This window comes from uncultured Rossellomorea sp., assembly GCF_947488365.1.
In the GTDB taxonomy this organism is placed as follows: Bacteria; Bacillota; Bacilli; order Bacillales; family Bacillaceae_B; genus Rossellomorea.
In genome coordinates this window covers 153,215-168,298 of record NZ_CANKZT010000006.1, presented here as the reverse complement: position 1 = coordinate 168,298, position 15,084 = coordinate 153,215, and the positions used below count along the sequence as shown (strand labels likewise).

Below are 15,084 nucleotides of genomic sequence, written 5' to 3'. Positions count from 1 at the left end.
TTATATAAAAAATGCCAGACCTGAATGATCAGATCTAGCACTTCTCAACTAGTAGAGAGAGAATTACTCCACTTGCTGCCTATTAAATCTTATACTAATTCGCGATCCCAATGACGATGTGCTGAGATGGCTACTGTGAATTCTTTCGCAAATGACTTCATGTCTTCCCCAGTTACCACACCTGAGCCGCTGACACCTGCTTCTTCCAGCCAGTTGGTGCCCTGATGCGTAGCACCGATCGGTTTGAAGTGAGAATACGCTTCTTTGACAAAGTAGGTCGTATCTTGAGAGAACTTTTTATCTACATCCTCTCCACCTACTACATAAAGGCTATCAAACAATACAGATTCCCCTGTTAAGAAGGTATGGTCCACTTCAAGCTCCGTACCGTCATCCCCTTTTCTCATCCCCAGCTTGTCACTGATGATCTCCGGCTGGATGCCATCCTCTTTAAGTGCCGATAGAACCATTTTCACCTCTTCCCCTTTAAAGCCGTTTCCTACGATGACCCCTACTTTACGGGTAGCAGGTTTCTTGATCGTATTTTCCTGGCTTAAGGCTGGAGAGGATTTGGTTACTTTTGAACCTTCTCTGCTAGGAACTTTCGCGCTTATCGCTTCTGCAAAGCCTTTTGCCAGATCCAGGCTTACATTGGCAAACATGTCGACTACCTGCTGTTGAACCGATTTGCTCTTCACTTTTCCAAGCTCGAAACTGAAGGCTTGGATGATATGCTCCTTCTCGGGCTCACTCATGCTGTTCCAGAAAAGAGTAGCCTGTGAGAAGTGATCTTTGAAGCTTTCACTTCTTGCCCGGACTTTACGCCCTTCCATCTTCTCCTGGTAATGAGTGTAGCCTCCTTCTTCCTGACTCGCAGGGGCTGGTGTATTTTTAGCAAGTGAGTTGTTATGGTAGCTCACCTGACCCTTGTTAATCGTTTGACGGCCATATCCATCACGCTGATTATTATGGAATGGGCACACCGGTCGGTTAATCGGAAGCTCATGGAAGTTAGGTCCACCGAGTCGGATCAATTGTGTATCAGTATAGGAGAATAAGCGTCCTTGTAGTAAAGGATCATTAGAGAAATCAATTCCGGGAACAACGGATCCTGGATGGAAAGCCGCTTGCTCTGTTTCTGCAAATACATTGTCTACATTGCGATTCAAGGTCATTTTCCCAACGATTTTCACAGGAACTTCTTCTTCAGGCCATAGCTTGGTAGGATCAAGAACATCAAAGTCAAAGTTAAACTCATCTTCTTCCTTAATGAGCTGAATTCCCAGCTCGTACTCTGGATAATCTCCATTTTCGATGGATTCATACAAATCACGGCGGTGGAAATCCGGGTCTTTCCCGTTGATCTTCTGAGCCTCATCCCAAACGAGAGAGTGAGTTCCCAATACAGGCTTCCAGTGGAACTTCACAAAATGGGCCTTCCCCGAAGCGTTCACCAGTCGGAATGTATGGACACCGAATCCTTCCATCATACGGAGACTGCGTGGAATTGCCCGATCGGACATTGCCCACATGACCATGTGAGCGGACTCCTGGTTATTCGCTACAAAATCCCAGAATGTATCGTGGGCAGAAGCTGCTTGAGGCATTTCATTATGTGGTTCCGGTTTAAGAGCATGAACAAGATCCGGGAATTTAATCGCATCTTGAATAAAGAACACAGGAATATTGTTTCCTACAAGATCATAATTGCCTTCTTCCGTATAAAATTTCGTAGCAAATCCACGTGCATCACGCACAGTTTCTGCGGACCCCTTAGATCCCGCCACAGTGGAAAAACGAACAAAGACAGGGGTTTTCGTTGATGTGTCCTGAAGAAATTTAGCTCGTGTATATTCTTTCATGGAATCATAGAGTTCGAACTCTCCGTGTGCCGCAAAACCCCGGGCATGGACAATCCTCTCCGGTATACGCTCATGGTCAAAGTGAGTCATCTTCTCACGGAAGTGGAAATCCTCCATTAAGGTAGGTCCGCGTTCTCCCGCTTTCAAGGAAAATTCATCTTCTGATACCTTCAATCCTTGATTGGTTGTAAGATGCTTACCTTCGTCCTCTACGCGATACTGTTCAAGCTGTTCATCCTTGCTTTTCTCATTCACTTTCGTACGGCGATCGTCTCCCATTCTTTCATCCCTCTCAACGGTTATTAATGTTTACTATGTAAAACATTTCTGTTTGTTTTGTACCCTAGATGCTCATAATTAAACATTTATTGGATAGTTTGGAGTGAGATGTTTTTTGAAAATTTTACAAATTCATCTTTACTAACGTAACATTGTTCTGTTAAACTAATCATCAAGTAACGTAACAATGTTTTGTTACAGAGAAGAGGTGATCCCTCATTGGAGGCAGATCTTATATCTAAGAAGGAAGTATTGGAACTGACCGGAATTTCGTATGGCCAGCTTTACCGTTGGAAGCGAAAGAACATTATTCCGGAGAGTTGGTTTATTAAGAAATCCAGCTTCACTGGTCAGGAAACGTTCTTTCCCAGGGAAAAAATGCTCTCACGTATCGATACAATCAAAGAGATGAAAGATGACTATTCACTGGATGAACTATCCGATTTCTTTTCACCAAATCCAACTAAGATTGAAATCAGTGCAGATGAATTACCTTCGTATAACATTCTGTCGGAATATACCTTATCCTTCTGCACAGCATTTCTACCGGTAAGAAAGGGATTTGAGTTTCCTGATATATTAAATATGTTGATCATTGAGAAGGCGAAAAGGATACAAGTCCCAAGAGAAGAACTGCAAACCTTATTTCTTTTTCTTCATGAGAAGTTCACTCCACTGAAAGATTCTTCCCTTGAACTTGTTGGTCTTCGCAAAGAAGAGGAATATGTATGGATGCTCCTTCCCCTACATTCCAAATTGCTTGTTGACCATTTAGCACAGACTGTATTGAGATTCGATTTACAACAGATGATGGAAGAATTGAAAATCACGTTAACGAATACAAAAGGGATCTAACTTCCCTTAATTGGAGGAGAAATGAATGAATACTATGGAAAAGAAAGAACTGCATGACTTGAAGATCAGTGGATCCGGTACGTCCGGCGGAGGAAAATTTGATGCAGTAAAAATCAGTGGAAGCGGAAAAATCGCTGGCGACATCGACTGCCACGAGCTTAAAATTTCAGGTTCCGGGACGATTTCAGGTGACGTAAAAGCTGGATACATTAAAACGAGCGGTTCTTCTACCATTAAAGGTGATACAAAAGCAGAAACGATTACGACCAGTGGAAGCTCCAAGTATGAAGGCTCGGTGATGGCTGCTGAAATGAACACAAGTGGTTCAAGCAACGTATTGAAAGACCTCATCTTTAAAAATTTCAAGGTGAGCGGTTCATGTAAGGTTGGAGGAAAGATTCAAGGGGGATCGATTAAAGCAAGCGGTTCTTTAAGAGTTGAAAAGGATTGTGAAGTCGAAACCTTCTCCTCTTCCGGCTCGGTCCATATCGAGGGGCTCCTCAACGCTGACCGGATTCAAATCGAAATCAATCACGAATCCTCCATTAAAGAAATCGGTGGCGAAACGATTGCAGTGAAACACCATAACTCGAACGGACTGATTAAACAAGTGGTCAACTTCTTTCTCCAAAAGGAAGATTACCTATTTTCAGATCTGATCGAAGGTGACGAGGTGTATCTTGAAAACACGAAGGCTAAACTGGTTCGCGGTAAGAATGTTGTGATCGGGGAGAATTGTGACATCAATACGGTTGAATATTCAGGTAGCCTGGATGTGAAGCAGGATAGTCGAATCGGGGAAAAAGTGAAGATATAAATTTTAGTATAACTAAGGGCAGGGAGGGTTTTACCATCTCTGTTTTTTTATGTAAATCTTCGTCTTTACGATTCATTAACATGCATACTCGAAATTTCATATTTTTATTCTGAATGTTCTGCTATATTAATAGGTATATAGTACAATCCTACGCGAAAGCTGGAGGCCATTATGACTCGTCTTACGGATCATCTGATTGTCATATCTTTCGATTGTTTATCTGCTTTGGATTACCCCATTCTAAAGGATCTTCCTCACTTTCAAGAACTGCTTGCCCATGGGTCCTTTTGCAAAAATGTTGAAACCATTTACCCTTCTGTGACCTATCCTTGTCACGCCACCATTGTCACCGGTAAATTTCCTAAACGTCACGGTGTAGTGAATAATACACTCATTCAGCCTGGCCGGGTTTCTCCGGATTGGTATTGGCATAGAAGGGCTATTAAGGGTACCACCTTATATGACGAAGCAAAGAAAGCCCGGATGACCACAGCCGCTCTTCTGTGGCCGGTTACAGCCAAAGGGGATATTGATTATAATATGCCGGAGATTTTCGCCAATCGCTCGTGGCATAACCAAATTCTTGTTTCCCTTTTCAATGGCAGTCCTCTCTATCAATTACACATGAACCGTCTCTTTGGTCACATCCGTAATGGCCTTAATCAACCGGAGCTTGATGACTTCGTTCTGGAATCGACGGTTGCAACGATCAGAAAGAAACCCAACCTATTGCTTGTCCACTTTACAGATCTTGATACACAACGTCATTACCATGGGTTTTCTTCAGAAGAAGCACATGCCGCCATTCAACGTCATGATGCCCGATTAGGGAAAATCATTCGGGCATTAAAGGAAAACGGCATCTATGAACAGTCAACCATTGTCGCTCTTGGAGATCATAGTGCATTGGATGAATCAAAGGCAATTCAATTGAACGTCCTTTTCAAGGAAAATGGGTTAATCACATTGAATGCCAGGGGAAAGGTAACCGACTGGAAAGCATATTGCAAAGGATGTGATGGATCAGCCTATGTGTACGTGAAGGATTCTGAAACGAAACCAGCAGTTCAATCCCTATTGGAGCAATTGCAAATGGATCCTTCCAATGGAATTGAAGAGATACTCACTGGTGAAGAAGCCGGAAGAAAAGGTGCCGATGGATACTGTACCTTTATGCTTGAAGCAAGAATAGGATTTTATTTTAAAGATGCTCTTAAAGGATCCTTCATTCATACCATCACCCCGGAAGATGTAAAGGAAAAGCGTTATACGTATGGATCTCACGGATACTCTCCTGAAAAAGAAAACTACTCCACCACCTTCATGGCCGCCGGAAAAGGGATCCGGTCAAATGTTGAAATTCCTTTTATGCACCTAGTAGATGAAGGCCCGACACTGGCACGCCTGCTCGGCCTTAGTCTGGGTGCAACAGATGGAAAAGTGATCGAAGAATTGCTGGATATATAAAGAACAGACTTTGTTTCCTTAGGGGGAAAAACAATGAAGCGTTTCTCAAAAGAAGAAAGCAGCTGGATCTTTTATGATTGGGCAAACTCAGCCTATTCCATTATCATTTCGACAGCCGTATTTCCGCTTTTTTATAAGGCTGCCGCTACTAATGCAGGGGTCAGTGCCGCGAATTCGACTGCTTATTTAGGGTACACCATTGCGATTGCCACCTTTATCCTCGCTATGATCGGTCCGATTCTGGGAACGATTGCTGATTATGAAGGCTACAAGAAGAAATTTTTCACCTTCTTCTTTGCCCTCGGTGTTTCATTTACTGCCCTGCTTGCTTTCGTTCCAAGTGATCAGTGGCTGCTTCTGTTAATTTTTTATACAGTGGCAGCGGTCGGATCAGCTGGCTCCAATGTTTTCTATGATGCCTTTTTAACCGACGTAACGACAGAAGAGCGAATGAACAGGGTGTCATCCCGTGGATTTGGATTCGGGTACATCGGGAGCACAATACCATTTATCATAAGCATCGCCATCATCATATTATCTCAAAATGGGGTACTTCCTTTCTCCGTTACCATCGCCAGTAAAATCGCGTTCATCATTACTGCATTATGGTGGGGACTCTTTGCCATCCCCTTAATCAAAAATGTCCATCAGCGCTACTTTATCGAGCGTGAAAAGAATCCCGTTGCCAATAGCTTTAAGCGTCTTGGTAAAACGATGAAAGAAATCAGGAAATATCGTGCACTATTTTTGTTTCTTCTTGCTTATTTCTTTTATATTGATGGAGTCGGCACCATCATTACGATGTCCACTGCATACGGTACAGATCTTGGGATCACAGCCACTAATCTCTTGATCATCCTGTTTGTTACTCAGGTGGTGGCTGGGCCTTTTGCAATTCTTTACGGAAGGCTGGCAGAGAAATTCACGGGGAAAAAGATGTTGTATGTAGGGATATTCGTTTATATCATCGTTTGCATTTATGCTTACTTTTTAGAGACCACAATGGACTTCTGGATCCTCGCTATGCTCGTTGCTTCTTCCCAAGGTGGCATCCAGGCATTGAGCCGGGCATACTTTGCAAAATTAATTCCGAAGAAAAATGCCAATGAATTCTTTGGTTTCTATAATATCTTTGGTAAGTTCGCCTCGATCCTCGGGCCATTGTTAGTGGCGGTCACCGCCCAAGTGACAGGTGAATCCAATAGTGGAGTCTTCAGTCTTGTCGTCCTCTTTATCATCGGGCTTGTCATTCTTGCCTTCGTCCCTGAGCCGAAAGGAAATGAGATTGAGAAGCCAACAATTGTATAATAAGAGAGCCTGAACGCATATGTTCAGGCTCTTCCCTTTTAAAATGTTTGAGCGGCATCCTTCGCTCTAGCAATGGCATTCTCTTTGATCTCCTGGGCTTTATCAGGCATAGCAGCATGCCCCTCTACAAATACACCCTCGAAGGAAGGTACGCCGAAAAATTGCATGATGATGTCCAGATAACGATGACCCATTTCCATGCCGGCTGCAGGACCCTCTGAGTAAATCCCACCTCGTGCCTGGATATGAATAGCTTTCTTGTCTGTCAGTAATCCGACCGGTCCCTGTTCCGTATACTTAAACGATTTACCGGCAACCGCTACAGAGTCAATATACGCTTTCATCACCGGCGGGAAGGAGAAATTCCATAATGGTGTAACGAACACATATTTATCTGCAGAAATAAACTGTTCTGTTAACTCATTCAGACGATTCACTTTCGACTTTTCTTCCGATGAAAGCTCCTCAAACCCTTTTCCCGTTTGCAGTTTCCCCCATCCACTAAACACATCAGCGTCAATATGGGGTATATGTTCTCGGTACAGATCAATGTGAACCACTTGATCGTCAGGATTCACTTCTTTATACGTATCCATAAATGCTTTCGCCACCGCCATGCTGTACGATTGAGTATCATCATGGGGATGTGCCGTAATATATAATACTTTTGCCATTCTGCATCCATCCTTTACTCATATTTTCCGCTGTATTATTTTGTGAAAAAAAGAAGGAATTATCCAAGGTTTGAACCTCTCAGAAAAAAAAAGAATGTGTCTGATAGACAACATCCGATTGTTCATAGGTTTTAGTTGTTTCTTACTCTTCCTCGCCGGAAGCTTCAAAAGGGTTTCCCCCGATATTCTTTCTCATTTCGTCTGTTAGTTCAAATGGAGTGTTTTCTTGTGCTTCCCCTGTTGCGAAATGGTGACTGCCATCATAGTGATATGGTTTACCTTCCAATGTCGACACCTCCGTTTTTACTATAGTATTACCTTTATGTATGGTTCTATCCGGTTCATCCTGAACTTCACCAAGACAAACCTTTTACCTAGTAGTATTTACTTATTATAATATTTATTTCTTCCAGAAGATATGTTTTTTTCCAATTTTATATTGATATTTCTTATTTTCCAACACAACTACCTGTTCATGAGAATCTTTGGACATTTGTTTCGTTTCCTCAACGAGTTGATAGATGAGAGTGTGGCATTGCTGTGCCCCTTTCACGAGAAGGGGCACGCCTATCGAATCGATTCCCAGCTCCCTTGATAGAAAGCCCCCAGCTGTCATAAGGGGAGGAACAGTCGGCGAGGTGTTGGAAATGATGATTTTCTCCCTTTTTCCATATCTTCTAAGAAGGATGGTACTTAGATCAGCTAGTGCAGGAACGACATACTTAGAGTTCCTTCGCCCAATCGTATACACCGGGTTATCCTCTTTGTCTATTCCATGATAAAGAATGTGTCCTGACTCCTTTTTCGTAAGCTGGTTAAAGAAAGGGACAGATAGAACATCCTTCTTTGTCAAGTTCCCCGGTTTTAATAAATGTAAGTGATAAGCCGCAGCCAAGGACGTCGTATGAGTCCCACCGAAATCATTGTAAATATAAATCATATGATCACCCTTAATAGAAATCCGTTTTCTTCAGTATGAACTCAATGAGCAGGGTGTATCCTTTTTCATTTCAATTCAATAAAAAAAGCTGCTTCCATGAAGGGAAAGCAGCTTTTCACTGTCTGGATCAACCACCTGCAGGTGCGGCACCGGCTGCAGGTGCAGCCAGCTTGCCATCCCCGTATAATTCTGATTCGCCATATAGGCGGACATGGCAAGATATAAGGTAGTCGAGACATGCTCGATTTGAATTAAATTATTCACTAACTTCTGAATTTGATCGTTAAGCATTCCCATCCCCCTCAAAATAAATTGACCTTTTATTTTATTGAGGGGAAGCTAAAAATATGTTGGATAAGAAAAAACAGAACCATCTACATTTGATGATTCTGTTTTCCCTCCAGGAAGCGTTTCTGTTTTCTTTTTACCACAAATTCTTCAAGGGTACCGGAACCGCACACCACTCCAAGCACGATGAACACCAATCCGATCAGGTGATGGTACGTCACGGTTTCATTAAGGAAAATAGCCGCTCCAACGAGGGAGAAAAAGGTATTGAGATTCAGGAAGATCGATGTTTCGGCGGCTCCAATTTCACCAATCGAATGGTTATAAATCATGTGCCCTACTGCCGTTGCTACAATGGCAGAAGCAAAGAATAGAAGCCAAATTGAGCTTGAGGCATTTCCTAACTCCTTCAGTGCTCCCGGCTCTGTTACAAGACTAATCGCAAACAAGACAATGGAACCGAACACCAGCATATACCCCGTAAGTAATCGGGGATCCAACGTTTTGGCTGCCCGGCTGATGATAATGAAGCTTAAGGCCTGTGAAAAAATGGAGATAAAGATAAACAGATCTCCGGTCTTAAGTCCGCCTAATCCCTCTCCGCCTGACAACACAATGATCGCAACCCCGCCACTGCCAGACAGAAACCCGATGATTTTAATCACTGTCGGCCGGTTTCGAAGGATGATCGTCGCCATTAAAGCCGTCAACAACGGTCCCGTTCCCAGAATCAGTCCCCCGTTAGTCGACGACGTTCCGGTCAGCCCGACTGATAAAAAATAATGATGACTGACCACATTCAATAAGCCACCTGTGATAATGAACAAGAACTCTTTAGCTGTTGGTTTTCTTATTTTCCTCATGATACCAAGAATGACAAATACGGTAATCCCTGCCGTAAAGATGCGGAGTGATGTAATCGTTACAGGCGAAAATTCACTCACCAATACCTTTAATGCAGGAACATTAAAGCCCCAAATCAACATGATGAACACAAGTATCAAATACGTTTGCCACTTTTTCACTTCTCCCTGAGGCCTTCTTTCTGTATTTAGTATTCACCCATCATAGCACCAGGTGACTTTTCTTACCAGAAAAACATTTCGATTCGTGAAACAATTTTAGAGTTTAAAACGTGACATAGATATAAGAGATGAGGAGATATATATTAATGAGAAACTATTGTAATGGATTTATGATTAGTATCCTTTCCTTATCCTTTCTTTTCGGATGTTCTAATTCCGAAGAAGCGAAAGAGAGTACCCGGGCCATCACCCTTGAGGAATTTAACGGTGTGACATAAGGGATGGAACTAGAAGAAGCCATTGAACTTATTGGCGGAGAAGGAAAAATAATGGGTGAGAGAGGGAAAAAAGGAACCCCATCCTATCAAATCGATATGGTGTGGGACGGTGAAAACAGTAAATCATTCGGACAGATTTCCTTTCAGAATAACAAGATGATAACGAAGAAGGAAAAAGGATTGCGGTAGGGACGCAAAAAAGTCCATTCTTTTACCACCAAAGAATGGACTCACCTCTTACAATTGATCAATGCTGCTCAGAAAAGCATCTAATTCCTTTTCAGAAATAAATTTAAACGAGTATCCATATTGGATAGGCTGCTGTCCTGTATGCTGCTTCTTCGGAAATAACGTAAAAGCTGTACTATGGGTGATACCATTACTCCTACTTCGCAAGGATTTAGTATTCTCTACACGTTTTGGGTGGATGACGGCACATAAATCCTTCGTAGGCAGCAAATAAATGATATCTTCCCCTTTCTTGAATTCTACTGCTTTACTGTTTTCTTTCGATAGTATGTATTCATTTTGTATAAAGATATTTTTTAGGTTTTCCATTTCACGACTCCCCTCAAAGATCTTTTCTTATTTTATCATGAGGGGATACATGAACATACTACTTCTTCGGTGCACTCCTTGTAAGTAAAATATACTGATCAACATTTTTCCTGAACCCGGACTATGCTATAGTTAAAGGTCGAAAGGGGTTTTGTAAAATGACAAATCAACAACTACCGCCAAAAACGTGTACGATCGACCGTCTGGTAACTAAAGCTGAGGACGTTGAGAAAGTGATGAAGGGGGAGAAAACGGCGACCCGCAGAAACGGACGATACGCTGATATTGGAGAAGTCATGGAGCTTCAAGGAAAGAAATACATAGTAGAAAGCGTCTACTCCCAATCACTTGGTGAGCTGACAGATAATCATGCCAAGCAGGAAGGGTTTAATACAGTTGAGGAATATAAAGAAGCCATCCTCTCTTATCATCCAGGCATGCCGTGGCACCCCAGCATGAAAGTATGGGTGCACGAATTCACATTAGTGAACGAATAGAGTACGAGGGATGGAGTATTTATTATACAGAACGCTCATCTATCTTCATGTAATCAGTGTCGTGGCTTCCATCGGCCCATTTTTCATACTGTTGCCGATGATGAAGAAATTACGGACGGCTTCTGATTCCGTGCTTCCTTCGTACTTGGACACGTTCCGCTTCACGGTCCGACTTTCCAAGCATGCGGGACATGTGCTCGTCGGAACAGGAATCCTCCTGGTACTACTCGGACCTTGGACATGGAGTACACCGTGGATCATCATGACCCTTGTCATTATGTTCTGCTCCCTGTTCTTTCTCGCAAGAGCGTTCTCACCTACAATACGGAAATTTGGAGAAGATGACGCTGACCGGGAATGGCTGATTGGGAAATTGAAGCGGACCGTTTGGATTTATCTAATCCTTCTACTGTCAATGCTGTGGTTTATGGTCGTGAAGCCGAATCTGTGGATGTAGTGGATGTAATGGAGTTGACTCATAGCGTGTACCAGGTACAATGGATGTCATTTGTACCTGGTACACGCTATTTTTGAAATGAATTTACACTAAAGAATGTTGTTTGAAACGATAGTTTGGTCTTCTTGAGTTGATTTTAATGGAATTTGTGCTGAATTATAAATCTGGCAACGTTTTGGGGCAGGAATTCCTTATCTGTCGGTCGAGGGACCTTATACCCCGTTGTGTATTATGTCTCTTCCCAATAACTTGTTGTGCTACTTTAAGCTTTTGTTGTGCCACTTTTGGCAAAACAACTTGTGCCAAATTGTTAACAAGCCACAGTTTTTGCGCCAATATACCCTTATTAAGCCTCGATGCCTACCGTCAATCCCCCCGAACTGCTACAGTCCTTATCTTAAAAATAAAATAGTAATACTTATACACAATGATCAAACTCAGGATCACCTTAACTATCAGACTATCCGATAAAATCAGCGGTATAAGAATCATGATGTCTGAAAAAATTAGCAGCGTAACCTTCTGGCGCAGTGTCATGGACCGATGACGAATAAAACCTTCTAAATGCTTCTTATATACACTGGTTCCTTTAAACCAGGCCTCAAATCGTTCGGATCCCCTTACAAAGAAAAAGGATGCCAACAACAAGAGTGGAGTCGTTGGTATTAGGGGCAGCACGATGCCTACAACCCCTATTCCCATAAATAACAAACCTAATAATATGTAAATCATTTTCTTAATCTTATTTATTACGGCCACTCCCTCTTTACCCTTCATTCCCTCTCTATTCTATTCATGATAGAAGAAGCTGGCAAGGAACCAAAAAAGAATCTGACTTTGGTGGAGTATACGCTCACACCATTATCAGATCCCCTCTTCTATTCATTCTCCCTATTCTCTTTTCCCTTCGACTCCAAAACCTTCATAAAATAGGCCGTCGGGAGCAGCAATCCGATTGCTGCTTCAAGCAGTGCAAAGAATCGGATATGGCCTGTCGGGATATAATCTCCGTACCCGACGGAGAGGATCGTCACCCCGCTATAATAGAGATAATTGAGGAACGTATGCTCTACCGGCTTGCCACTGGGTGAACTGACACGCAGCATCGGATTCTCAAATGACAGGACATAATAGAGTACTGCAAATGCGATCATGATACTGAAAAGTACGAAAAACAGCTTATAAAATAGCGTTGTACTAAAATAACTGTATTTGAAATGCTTATCCTTAAAGAAATAGATTAAGTTTACCAGGATGAAAATGATGGCTACGATTGTAACGATGCTTGCCAAAACGTTTGAATCCTCCTCTTTCATGTACTATGTTTCATATACCACGTGTTGTATGTTTAAAACTCATCTATAGTAGATTCTCATCTCCCCTTGTACAAACCCATCAACTCTTTTATTCTAGTAATAATAGAATTTTCCGAAAAGAAGGAACCCATGATGAAAAAGTTCTCACTTCAATCTAAGATTATCGTTATTGTATTAGCACTTCTTTCGATTTTGATTTTATCCCTGTCGATTATTTTCTTTAGAATGTTATCAGACACGCTGACGGATTTGAAAGGAAAGCAAGCCTTGGCGGTGGCACAGTCTGTATCCAAGATGCCTGCTGTAATCGAAGCCTTTAAGACGAATCAGCCGGAGGAGATCATCCAGCCTCTGGTAGAAGATATTCGAAAAGAAACAGGGGCCACCTTTATTGTTGTAGGCAATAGAGACTCTGTCCGATACTCTCACCCCATGCCTGAACGGCTCGGGAAAAAGATGGTCGGTGGAGACAATGAAAGAGCCTTAATAAGGGGTGAATCTTATGTTTCTCATGCACGGGGATCATTAGGACCATCTGTGAGAGGAAAGGTTCCTATAAGAAACGATCAAAAAGAAATCATCGGGGTAGTGTCAGTCGGATTTCTTGAAGACAGTATCCATGACATCGTCATTCCCTATCGTACTAGGGTACTGATACTTGTCGGCGTCATTCTGTTAATCGGAATCATCGGCTCCTTTTTTATAGGGAAAGGAATCAAAAAAGCGATTTTTGGTTTGGAACCTGCTGAAATCGCCATGCAGTTCAAGGAAAAGCGGGCGATCATCGAATCGGTCCGGGAAGGAATCATCGCAATCGATCAACATGGATCAATTACGGAAATAAATGCTAAAGCCCACAGTATCCTGGCTCTTGATCATCAATCCTCCAACAGAGGGAGACATATTCTGGAAGTCATCCCAGATACGAAAATGATGGATGTCCTAAAAACACGGGAAAGCCAGCTGGATGATGAGATTTCATTAAATCATCATGACCTCATCGTCAACAGGCTCCCTATTTTTGAAGAGGAAGAAATCGTCGGGGTGGTAGCGAGCTTCAGGAGAAAAGATGAAATCGATCAGCTCACTAAGGAACTTTCTCAGGTGCAAGAATATGCGGGTATATTGCGCTCACAGACCCACGAATACAGAAATAAACTGAATACGATTGCTGGTCTCATTCAACTTCATCACCACGAAGAGGCATTAGCCCTCATACAGGAGGAATCCTCTGGATATGAAGACTTAATTCAATTTCTATTGAAAGCGGTTCCTGATCCTGTCCTGGCAGGGCTGATCATTGGAAAATATAATCGGTCTCAAGAGTTGAAGGTCTCATTCTCGATTCATCCTGATAGCTCCATTACAACGCCACTTATTGATGTGCAGCAGGAAAAATTGATTACCATCATTGGGAACATTCTTGATAATGCCTTTGAAGAAGTCTTATCCCGGCCATTTCATAACAGGCGGGTTCAATTGTTTATGACTGATTTAGGTGATGATTTTATTTTTGAAATAGAAGACAGCGGAGCAGGAATCCAGGATATAGACTCAATATTTGAAAGGGGTTATTCAACAAAAGCCGGCAAAGACAGGGGCATCGGTCTTCACCTGGTGCAACGAAGTGTGGAGCACCTGAACGGCTACATGACAGTGGAAAATAGTGAACTTGGGGGCGCTTTGTTTACGATTAGTATTCCAAAGCAACATTAGGGGGAGAAAGTATTGCGTAAGTGGAACGTATTCATTATAGAAGATGATATTCAAACAGCTGAGATCAACAGTCAGTACATTGCTCAAATGGAAGGATTTCAGGTAGGCGGGATCGCCACTACCATCGCAGAAGCCAAGAAAGTCTTACCTGTTGTTAATCCTGATCTAATCTTACTTGACGTCTACTTTCCTGATGGGACCGGCAGTGAATTTCTCTGGGAGATCAGAAAGCATTATCGCAGCACAGATGTCATCCTCGTCACAGCAGCAAAGGAAACCGACCATATCTCCAATGCCATCCGTGGCGGGGCATTCGATTATATCCTGAAACCCATCATCTTTAACCGATTTCAGGATACTCTACTAAAATATCAACACTATAAAGAGAGAATGAATGATTCTCAAGTCGAAAATCAACATGAAGTGGACAATTTGTTCAGTAGAAAGAAAAGCACGAGTAACATTCAGACCGTCCAACACCCCCCGAAAGGGATCGATACGATTACATTGGATTCCATACTTAAGCGGATAGAAACCGATCACAGCCTGGGCTATACTGCTGAGGAAATGGCGGGGGAAGTCGGCGTGACCCGTACAACAGCCAGGCGCTATCTGGAGTATCTTGTTTCACAAAAGAAGATTAAAGTGGAGCTTACATATGGAGGCGTCGGGAGACCTCAGAGAAAATATTTCTTTCAAGCTTAATAGAAAAGCAGTGAGGCATTCAGGGCTTCACTGCTTTTCTAT

The 15,084-nt window shown here is 42.5% G+C and carries 19 protein-coding genes; 10 read left to right on the top strand and 9 right to left on the bottom strand.

Going from position 1 to position 15,084, the window contains the following annotated elements; genetic code table 11:
- Nucleotides 1-89: 89 nt before the first annotated feature.
- Entirely contained in the window at nt 90-2,141 is a 2,052-nt protein-coding gene (locus Q1B03_RS18585; RefSeq protein WP_299744993.1) for a catalase, read from the bottom strand.
- 219 nt (nt 2,142-2,360) lie between these two features.
- Here Q1B03_RS18585 and Q1B03_RS18580 point away from each other — a divergent pair, with 219 nt between their 5' ends.
- The 4 genes from Q1B03_RS18580 (at nt 2,361) to Q1B03_RS18565 (ending at nt 6,588) form a co-directional block, all read left to right on the top strand.
- Nucleotides 2,361-2,996, top strand: coding sequence for a DUF4004 family protein (locus Q1B03_RS18580; protein WP_299744990.1), 636 nt, complete (start codon nt 2,361-2,363; stop codon nt 2,994-2,996).
- A 25-nt stretch (nt 2,997-3,021) separates the two neighbouring features.
- On the top strand, nt 3,022-3,813 hold the full coding sequence (locus tag Q1B03_RS18575; RefSeq protein WP_299744987.1) for a polymer-forming cytoskeletal protein: 792 nt from the start codon (nt 3,022-3,024) through the stop codon (nt 3,811-3,813).
- 168 nt (nt 3,814-3,981) lie between these two features.
- Nucleotides 3,982-5,280, top strand: coding sequence for an alkaline phosphatase family protein (locus Q1B03_RS18570; protein WP_299745148.1), 1,299 nt, complete (start codon nt 3,982-3,984; stop codon nt 5,278-5,280).
- 33 nt (nt 5,281-5,313) lie between these two features.
- Nucleotides 5,314-6,588 (top strand): MFS transporter, encoded by a 1,275-nt coding sequence (locus Q1B03_RS18565; RefSeq protein ID WP_299744984.1) that lies wholly within the window; start codon nt 5,314-5,316, stop codon nt 6,586-6,588.
- Nucleotides 6,589-6,626: 38 nt separating this feature from the next.
- Here the strand turns inward: Q1B03_RS18565 and Q1B03_RS18560 are convergent, their stop codons facing one another.
- From Q1B03_RS18560 to Q1B03_RS18540, 5 genes are all read right to left on the bottom strand, one after another.
- Complete coding sequence (locus tag Q1B03_RS18560) at nt 6,627-7,262, bottom strand: FMN-dependent NADH-azoreductase (RefSeq protein WP_299744981.1); 636 nt, start codon at nt 7,260-7,262, stop codon at nt 6,627-6,629.
- Nucleotides 7,263-7,404: 142 nt separating this feature from the next.
- A complete protein-coding gene (locus Q1B03_RS18555) occupies nt 7,405-7,548 on the bottom strand; it encodes a hypothetical protein (RefSeq protein ID WP_299744978.1) in 144 nt (47 codons plus the stop codon).
- Between the two features lie 114 nt (nt 7,549-7,662).
- Nucleotides 7,663-8,202, bottom strand: a complete 540-nt coding sequence (locus tag Q1B03_RS18550; RefSeq protein WP_299744975.1) for a DUF3189 family protein — start codon at nt 8,200-8,202, stop codon at nt 7,663-7,665.
- 75 nt (nt 8,203-8,277) lie between these two features.
- The gene (locus Q1B03_RS22200; protein ID WP_366141311.1) at nt 8,278-8,493 is read right to left on the bottom strand and encodes a ferritin-like domain-containing protein; all 216 of its coding nucleotides are present in this window, start codon (nt 8,491-8,493) and stop codon (nt 8,278-8,280) included.
- Nucleotides 8,494-8,576: 83 nt separating this feature from the next.
- Complete coding sequence (locus tag Q1B03_RS18540; protein WP_299744972.1) at nt 8,577-9,515, bottom strand: DMT family transporter; 939 nt, start codon at nt 9,513-9,515, stop codon at nt 8,577-8,579.
- Nucleotides 9,516-9,661: 146 nt separating this feature from the next.
- Here Q1B03_RS18540 and Q1B03_RS18535 point away from each other — a divergent pair, with 146 nt between their 5' ends.
- Both Q1B03_RS18535 and Q1B03_RS18530 read left to right on the top strand, forming a co-directional pair.
- Nucleotides 9,662-9,793: a hypothetical protein gene (locus tag Q1B03_RS18535; RefSeq protein ID WP_299744968.1), complete on the top strand. Its 132-nt coding sequence runs from the start codon at nt 9,662-9,664 to the stop codon at nt 9,791-9,793.
- Nucleotides 9,794-9,796: 3 nt separating this feature from the next.
- Nucleotides 9,797-9,982, top strand: coding sequence for a hypothetical protein (locus Q1B03_RS18530; RefSeq protein ID WP_299744965.1), 186 nt, complete (start codon nt 9,797-9,799; stop codon nt 9,980-9,982).
- A 48-nt stretch (nt 9,983-10,030) separates the two neighbouring features.
- Here the strand turns inward: Q1B03_RS18530 and Q1B03_RS18525 are convergent, their stop codons facing one another.
- A complete protein-coding gene (locus tag Q1B03_RS18525) occupies nt 10,031-10,351 on the bottom strand; it encodes a hypothetical protein (RefSeq protein ID WP_299744962.1) in 321 nt (106 codons plus the stop codon).
- A 158-nt stretch (nt 10,352-10,509) separates the two neighbouring features.
- On the opposite strand from Q1B03_RS18525, the gene Q1B03_RS18520 reads away from it, so the two are divergent.
- Both Q1B03_RS18520 and Q1B03_RS18515 read left to right on the top strand, forming a co-directional pair.
- Nucleotides 10,510-10,848, top strand: coding sequence for an ASCH domain-containing protein (locus Q1B03_RS18520; protein WP_299744959.1), 339 nt, complete (start codon nt 10,510-10,512; stop codon nt 10,846-10,848).
- Nucleotides 10,849-10,858: 10 nt separating this feature from the next.
- Nucleotides 10,859-11,305 carry a hypothetical protein gene (locus tag Q1B03_RS18515; protein WP_299744956.1) on the top strand — a complete coding sequence of 149 codons (447 nt, stop codon included), beginning with the start codon at nt 10,859-10,861 and terminating at the stop codon, nt 11,303-11,305.
- Nucleotides 11,306-11,671: 366 nt separating this feature from the next.
- Here Q1B03_RS18515 and Q1B03_RS18510 read toward each other — a convergent pair whose 3' ends face one another.
- Together Q1B03_RS18510 and Q1B03_RS18505 are read right to left on the bottom strand one after the other, a co-directional pair.
- On the bottom strand, nt 11,672-12,082 hold the full coding sequence (locus Q1B03_RS18510) for a YbaN family protein (RefSeq protein ID WP_299744953.1): 411 nt from the start codon (nt 12,080-12,082) through the stop codon (nt 11,672-11,674).
- A 101-nt stretch (nt 12,083-12,183) separates the two neighbouring features.
- Complete coding sequence (locus tag Q1B03_RS18505) at nt 12,184-12,597, bottom strand: potassium channel family protein (protein WP_299744950.1); 414 nt, start codon at nt 12,595-12,597, stop codon at nt 12,184-12,186.
- 153 nt (nt 12,598-12,750) lie between these two features.
- On the opposite strand from Q1B03_RS18505, the gene Q1B03_RS18500 reads away from it, so the two are divergent.
- Nucleotides 12,751-14,337 carry a sensor histidine kinase gene (locus tag Q1B03_RS18500; protein WP_299744947.1) on the top strand — a complete coding sequence of 529 codons (1,587 nt, stop codon included), beginning with the start codon at nt 12,751-12,753 and terminating at the stop codon, nt 14,335-14,337.
- Between the two features lie 12 nt (nt 14,338-14,349).
- On the top strand, nt 14,350-15,042 hold the full coding sequence (locus Q1B03_RS18495; RefSeq protein ID WP_299744943.1) for a response regulator: 693 nt from the start codon (nt 14,350-14,352) through the stop codon (nt 15,040-15,042).
- Nucleotides 15,043-15,084: the final 42 nt, after the last annotated feature.

Bases quoted from the DNA above. Each gene is read 5' to 3' on its own strand.
- Q1B03_RS18510 (WP_299744953.1), bottom strand. From the start codon at position 12,082: ATGAAGGGTAAAGAGGGAGTGGCCGTAATAAATAAGATTAAGAAAATG.
- Q1B03_RS18530 (WP_299744965.1), top strand. From the start codon at position 9,797: ATGGAACTAGAAGAAGCCATTGAACTTATTGGCGGAGAAGGAAAAATA.
- Q1B03_RS18525 (WP_299744962.1), bottom strand. From the start codon at position 10,351: ATGGAAAACCTAAAAAATATCTTTATACAAAATGAATACATACTATCG.
- Q1B03_RS18585 (WP_299744993.1), bottom strand. From the start codon at position 2,141: ATGGGAGACGATCGCCGTACGAAAGTGAATGAGAAAAGCAAGGATGAA.
- Q1B03_RS18535 (WP_299744968.1), top strand. From the start codon at position 9,662: ATGAGAAACTATTGTAATGGATTTATGATTAGTATCCTTTCCTTATCC.
- Q1B03_RS22200 (WP_366141311.1), bottom strand. From the start codon at position 8,493: ATGCTTAACGATCAAATTCAGAAGTTAGTGAATAATTTAATTCAAATC.
- Q1B03_RS18500 (WP_299744947.1), top strand. From the start codon at position 12,751: ATGATGAAAAAGTTCTCACTTCAATCTAAGATTATCGTTATTGTATTA.
- Q1B03_RS18560 (WP_299744981.1), bottom strand. From the start codon at position 7,262: ATGGCAAAAGTATTATATATTACGGCACATCCCCATGATGATACTCAA.
- Q1B03_RS18520 (WP_299744959.1), top strand. From the start codon at position 10,510: ATGACAAATCAACAACTACCGCCAAAAACGTGTACGATCGACCGTCTG.
- Q1B03_RS18515 (WP_299744956.1), top strand. From the start codon at position 10,859: ATGGAGTATTTATTATACAGAACGCTCATCTATCTTCATGTAATCAGT.
- Q1B03_RS18550 (WP_299744975.1), bottom strand. From the start codon at position 8,202: ATGATTTATATTTACAATGATTTCGGTGGGACTCATACGACGTCCTTG.
- Q1B03_RS18575 (WP_299744987.1), top strand. From the start codon at position 3,022: ATGAATACTATGGAAAAGAAAGAACTGCATGACTTGAAGATCAGTGGA.
- Q1B03_RS18565 (WP_299744984.1), top strand. From the start codon at position 5,314: ATGAAGCGTTTCTCAAAAGAAGAAAGCAGCTGGATCTTTTATGATTGG.